The sequence below is a fragment of the Amycolatopsis rhizosphaerae genome (assembly GCF_007713715.1).
GTDB lineage: Bacteria > Actinomycetota > Actinomycetes > Mycobacteriales > Pseudonocardiaceae > Amycolatopsis_E > Amycolatopsis_E rhizosphaerae.
The window spans coordinates 1-5532 of record NZ_VJWX01000469.1; the positions used below are offsets into that span (position 1 = coordinate 1).

Consider the following 5532-nt stretch of genomic DNA (forward strand, 5'->3'; position numbering starts at 1 on the left):
CCGCCGCGCCGACCACGCCCGTCACCGAACCGACCGCCGACGGCGGCGAAAGCAGCGCCACCAGCGCGAACACCGCGCCGCTTCCCGCTCCGAGCGCGGCCGCCATGGCCAGGAACTGGAGCGTGCCGAACGGCAGGAGGGGCGGGGTGAACGCCTGGGCCACGGCGCAGCCACTGATCACGGCGAGCACCCAGCCGAGTACCGGGATGGGGCCGAAGCGGTCGGAGGCCCAGCCGCCCACCGGGCGCATCAGCACCGCGAGCAGCACGAATCCGGCCATCCGGCGGGCCGCGTCGGCCTGGGCCAGTCCGTAGGCGGTCTTGAGATACGCCGGGAGGTACACCGAAAAGGCGACATAGCCACCGAACACCACCGCGTACAGCGCGGAGGCCTGCCAGGTGACGGACAGGCGCAGGGTGCCGGCCAGCCGCCGCCCCACCGACTCGGTCGGCCGGACGCGGCCGGGCGCGTCACGCAGCAACAACGCGGCCACCACGGCGTACACCGCGAGCACGGCCGCGGTCACCACGAACGGCGCGCGGATCGACCAGGCGTCGGCGAGGCTCACCGTGGTCAGTGCCGCGATCGCGGTGCCGCCCATGCCCGCGCCGAAGATCCCGATCGCCAGCCCCCGCCGGTTCGGCGGGAACCAGGCCGAAACGAACGGCACGCCGATGGCGAAGGCGGTCCCGCCGACACCGAGGACGAACCCGCCCGCCAGCAGCGCGGCCAGCGAGGAGTACCCGGCCAGCCCGAGGAACAGGACGGGCACGATGGTGGCGGCCGAGACCAGCGGGAACATCACGCGGCCGCCGTAGCGGTCGGTGAGCGCGCCCACCGGGATACGCCCCAGGGAACCGACCACCACCGGCACCGCGACCACCAGGGACTGGCTGAACGAGCTCAGCCCGAGTTCGTCCTTCAGCAGGGGCGCCAGGGGACTGAGCAGCGCCCACGCCCAGAAGTTGATCGCGAACCCCGCGGTCGCCAGGCCGAGCATCAGGGCCCGCCGCCCGGCGGTGGGCTGGAGCTCCCGCTCCGTGCGGGAGGTCGCCGCCACTCGTTCGCCCATGGTCGCCTCCTCGGTTCCTCCGGTGGCAACCCCCAGCGTGCTCGCGCGGCCCCCGGCGGCCCCAGAGCGGGAGGACTCTCTCCGACCAGGACTTCGGTCCTGCGCTCCGGTGACTCAGTGCCGCGGGGATGCGCCGCTACCCGGGCCTCGCCCTGGACGACAACCCCGGCTACGTGCCCGACGCCGCCACCCGCCGCCTCACCGCACTGCCCGTACGGCTGTGAGCCGCGGGGCGGCGGCCAGGTCGTCCCCGGTCGGGTCAGAACAGGCTTCAGGCGTTCGGCGGCTCGGCCGCGGCGAGGCGCAGGACCGGATCGAGCAGGCCCGGGAAGCGGTCGTGGAGATCTTCGGTGCGGACCCGCACCCGGCGGTGCCTTCCCTCGACGGTCATGGTGATGACCCCGGCCTCGCGCAGGATCCGCCAGTGGTTGGTCACCGTCGACAGCGGCACGCCCAAACCGTCGACGAGCGCGGAACAGGTCGACTCGGGCGTGGCCGAGGCCCGCCGCACCAGCTCCAGGCGCACCGGATCACCGAGCGCGTGCAGCACCGGCGCAAGCGTCAGCGCCTCGCGCGCGGGTTGGGGCAGTGGTCGCATGTCTCCACGATACCGCACTGTTCGACAATTCGGGAATCCCGAACTATCGTGCCGGGAGTATCCGATCACGAGAGGACCTGCGTTGACCGCACCCGAAACCGCGACGAAGACCGGAGCGCCGGGGACCCCGGGCGCCCGGCCGAGCCGGGCGGCGCTGCTCACGGTGACCTGCCTGGGTCAGTTCATGGTGCTGCTCGACAGCACGATCGTCGGCGCGGCGCTGCCCGATATGCAGCAACGGCTGCACACCCGGCTCGACGGTCTGCAATGGATCGTCGACGCCTACGTTCTGCTGGTCGCCATGCTGCTGCTGTCCGGCGGCGTCTTCGCCGACCGCTTCGGCCGCAAGCGGGTGTTCCTGACCGGCGTCGCGGTGTTCACCGCCGCTTCCGTGCTGTGCGCCGTAGCGCCCTCGCTCGGCTGGCTGATCGCCGGGCGCGTGGTGCAGGGCATCGGGGCCGCGGCGCTGAGCCCCGGCTCGCTGGCCCTGCTCGCCGCCGCGTACCCCGTTCCGCAGGAACGGGTCAAGGCGATCGGGCTGTGGGCCGGATTCAGCGGCATCGGCCTGGCCGCCGGACCGCCTGCCGGTGGCATCCTGACCGAAGCCTTCGGCTGGCCCGCGATCTTCGTCGTCAACGCCCCCCTCGGCGTGGTCCTGCTGCTGGCCGGTCTGCGCGTCCTGGGCGAGTCCCGCAATCCCGGCGCGCCGTCGATCGACATCCCGGGGACGGTCCTGTCCGTCCTGGCCGTGGGGGCACTGACCTACGGGCTGATCGAGGGCGGTTCCCGCGGCTGGACCTCGCCGGTGATCCTGGGCAGCTTCGCCGCCGCGGTGGTGCTTCTCGCCGCCTTCGTCGCCGTCGAAGGACGAAGCCCGGCGCCGATGCTGCCGCTGCGGCTGTTCCGGCAGCAACTGTTCACGGTGTCCAACACGGCCATGGTCGTGGTGGGTTTCGCGCTCATGGGTTCGGCCTTCTTCTTCTCCCAGTTCTTCGTCTACGTCCAGGGCAGCACGGTTCTGCGCGCCGGCCTGCAGACCCTGCCCACCTCCCTCGCCATGGTCGTCGTCAGCCCGTACGCGGGCCGGTTCGCCGCCCGGTACGGCTTCCGGATCGTGGTGACGACCGGCCTGGCGCTGGCCGGGCTGGGACTGCTGGCCCTGGGCTTCGTGCGCGCGGACACCGCGTACGGGAACGTGTGGTGGCGGCTGGCCATCGCGGGCATCGGTTTCGCGCTGACCATGTCCCCCCTGACCGGGGCGGCCATCCAGGCGGTCGGCCCGCGGGAGGGAGGTCTCGCTTCCGGCATCAGCAGCACCACCCGGCAGATCGGCGCGGTGCTGGGCGTGGCCGTGCTCGGCGCCATCGTCCGCACCCGGGAATCCGGTGGCGCGTCCTTCGAAGCCGGCCTCGACGCCGCCTTCGTCGCGGCCGGTGCCGTCACCCTGGCCGGCGCGGTGTTCACCGGCCTGTGGCTGGTGAAGTCCCGGGAGTGAACGCCGCCACGGTCAACGGAAGAAAAGAAAGGCTGGGCCGGGCCCCCTCGATCCCGGCCCAGCCGGTGTCCGTCCCGGCCGGACCGGCCAGGGAACCGCCGCGGTCTCCCTCTGGGCGCGCGAACCGCGGCGGCAACGATCCGTCAGGACGGAACCTCCTTACCGCGTGCCGAAACGGCGCGCGATCTCGGCGACGATGCGCCGGGATGCGTCCCCGGCGCCGAACGGCGATTCCAGCGCCGCCAGGCGGCGGTGCAGGCCGGGCAGATCCCGCCACCATTCGGCGGCCGTCTTGCTGATCAGCGGCCCCGGCGAGACGAGCACGGCGAAGTCCTGCATCGCTTCGGGCCGTTCCGTGGACCGCCGCACCACGATCAGCGGGCGCTTGAGCACCGTGCACTCCTCCTGCACGCCGCCGGAATCCGAAACCAGGAAGGCGGCGTGGGCGGCGAGGCCGAGGAACTCCGCCGAACCGAGCGGCCCGGTCACGCCCAGCCCGTCGAGCAGGTCCACCAGGCCGTGCCGCCGGACCGCGCCCAGCGTCCGGGGATGCAGCGGCAGCACGACCGGGCACGGGAGCCGGTGCAGTTCGGTGAGGATCGTGCGCAGCGCGGCGGCGTCGTCGGTGTTCTCCGGACGGTGGACGGTGACCAGTGCGTAGCCGCCAGGCACCAGCCCCCGCCGGGCCAGCAGGGCGCGGCGCCGGTGGCGCCCCGGCAGCTGCGCCCGCACCGCCTCCACCACCGTGTTCCCGGTCCGGATCACCGCGGCGCCGCCGATCCCTTCCCTGGCAAGGTTTTCGACGTTTCCTTCGGTCGCCGCGCACAGCAGGTCGGACAGGTGGTCGGTGATGATCCGGTTGTACTCCTCCGGCATCGTCTTGTCGAAACTGCGCAGTCCGGCCTCCACGTGCACGACGGGGATCCGGCGGGCGTTGGCGGCCAGCGCACCGGTCACCGTGGCGTTGGTGTCCCCCTGGACCACCACCGCGACCGGCCTGTGCCGGGCGAACCACTCGTCGAGCGAGGTCAGCCCCGCGCCGATCTGCCCGCCGCGGCCCGCCCCGCCCACCGCGAACCGCACCCGCGGCGCGGGCAGTCCCCGCTCGGTGAAGAACACGTCGGACAGCCCCGTGTCGTAGTGCTGTCCGGTGTGGATCACGCAGGCCTTCGGTCCGAGCTCGGCGATGACCCCGGCGAGTTTGATGATTTCCGGCCTGGTTCCGAGAACCACCGCGACGCCGCCGTCCGGGATTGCTGCGATCTCCTGGTGCACTGCCTGTTTCCCTTCCGCGAGCCGAGCAGTCGCGGTGAAGACCTTCCGGCGGCATCCGAATCTGACGCGCGCACCGCAGCGGGTTCGTGATCTCGCCCACCACGTCGGCGAATCCGCGCTCGACGCGGCCCGCCCCTGCCTGCCCCGCAAGGGGGAGGCGGCGGCGGGCCACCGTTCCGGCGTTACTCTGTTTTTCGTCGCAGAACTTCGCCGAACTTCCAAAACGGCGCACTGTTATCTTCTCGTTATTCGCCACGAAAAGTGCCGGCGAGTTATCGGGCACACTGATCGACACGTTACCCGGCGGCCCGTTATTCACCCCAAAGACACCCTTCGGGAAGGGTCTTACGCGCACCGTGGCGGTTGTTCACTCGGTTGGCGACCTTCCTTTCGTGCTGAATTGTTCAGGACGCGGAGAAAATGTTCACGAGGAGGCTCGATGCACCAGGTTGCCGACGACACTCTCACGGAACTGCCGGACGAAAAGCTCCTCGCCGAGGCGCGTGACGGAAACCCGGGCGCCTTCGCGGCCCTGTTCACCCGCCATCACCGGCACGCCCTCCGCTACGCCAGAGCGATCGCGCGCTCGGCCGCCGACGCGGAAGATCTCGCCGCCGAAGCCCTCCTCCGGATGATGGTGTCCCTCAAGGCCGGAAAGGGGCCGCTGACCAACATTCCGGCCTATCTGCGCACCACGGTCCGGCGGCTGTCGGTGGACGTGGGGAGCAAGACCTCCCGCCTGGTCTCGGCGGGCCTGGACCTCCAGGGCACGGAGAACGCCGGAGGGGCGCTCGCCGGCGAAGAGCACGCGAGCGAACAGGAAGTGATCCTCGAAGCCGCGTTCTCCTCGCTCGCTCCACAATGGAGGAACGTGCTGTGGATGGTGGAGGTTCTCGGTTATCGCCCGCGCGACGTCGCCGCGGTGCTGGACATCGCCCCGGCGGCGGTGTGCTCCCTGCTCTGGCGGGCCCGCAAGGCACTGCGGAGACGGTTCGAGGAGCTTTGGGGAGAGGGGTTTTCACCGGCCCCTCCACCCCGTGGGGAGCCCTGAAGCCGACTGCCGCGAAGTGCCGGACGGCCTCCGCCCGGCAC

At 71.7% G+C, this 5532-nt stretch carries 5 protein-coding genes; 2 read left to right on the plus strand and 3 right to left on the minus strand.

The window, feature by feature from the left end; genetic code table 11:
* A partial coding sequence (locus FNH05_RS30780) for an MFS transporter (RefSeq protein WP_246128036.1) occupies positions 1-1072 on the minus strand: 1072 nt, incomplete at its 3' end.
* Positions 1073-1343: 271 nt separating this feature from the next.
* Entirely contained in the window at positions 1344-1670 is a 327-nt protein-coding gene (locus FNH05_RS30785) for an ArsR/SmtB family transcription factor (protein WP_144592364.1), read from the minus strand.
* A gap of 82 nt (positions 1671-1752) precedes the next feature.
* On the opposite strand from FNH05_RS30785, the gene FNH05_RS30790 reads away from it, so the two are divergent.
* On the plus strand, positions 1753-3165 hold the full coding sequence (locus FNH05_RS30790) for an MFS transporter (RefSeq protein ID WP_246128037.1): 1413 nt from the start codon (positions 1753-1755) through the stop codon (positions 3163-3165).
* 159 nt (positions 3166-3324) lie between these two features.
* Here FNH05_RS30790 and wecB read toward each other — a convergent pair whose 3' ends face one another.
* Positions 3325-4440, minus strand: coding sequence for a non-hydrolyzing UDP-N-acetylglucosamine 2-epimerase (gene wecB / locus FNH05_RS30795; RefSeq protein WP_144592366.1), 1116 nt, complete (start codon positions 4438-4440; stop codon positions 3325-3327).
* Positions 4441-4879: 439 nt separating this feature from the next.
* Here wecB and FNH05_RS38405 point away from each other — a divergent pair, with 439 nt between their 5' ends.
* Complete coding sequence (locus tag FNH05_RS38405; protein ID WP_186382824.1) at positions 4880-5491, plus strand: RNA polymerase sigma factor; 612 nt, start codon at positions 4880-4882, stop codon at positions 5489-5491.
* Positions 5492-5532 lie beyond the last annotated feature (41 nt).

What these genes read in the sequence shown, in the direction of transcription:
- FNH05_RS30785 (WP_144592364.1), bottom strand. Translation starts at nt 1,670, where the DNA reads ATGCGACCACTGCCCCAACCCGCGCGCGAGGCGCTGACGCTTGCGCCG.
- FNH05_RS38405 (WP_186382824.1), top strand. Translation starts at nt 4,880, where the DNA reads ATGCACCAGGTTGCCGACGACACTCTCACGGAACTGCCGGACGAAAAG.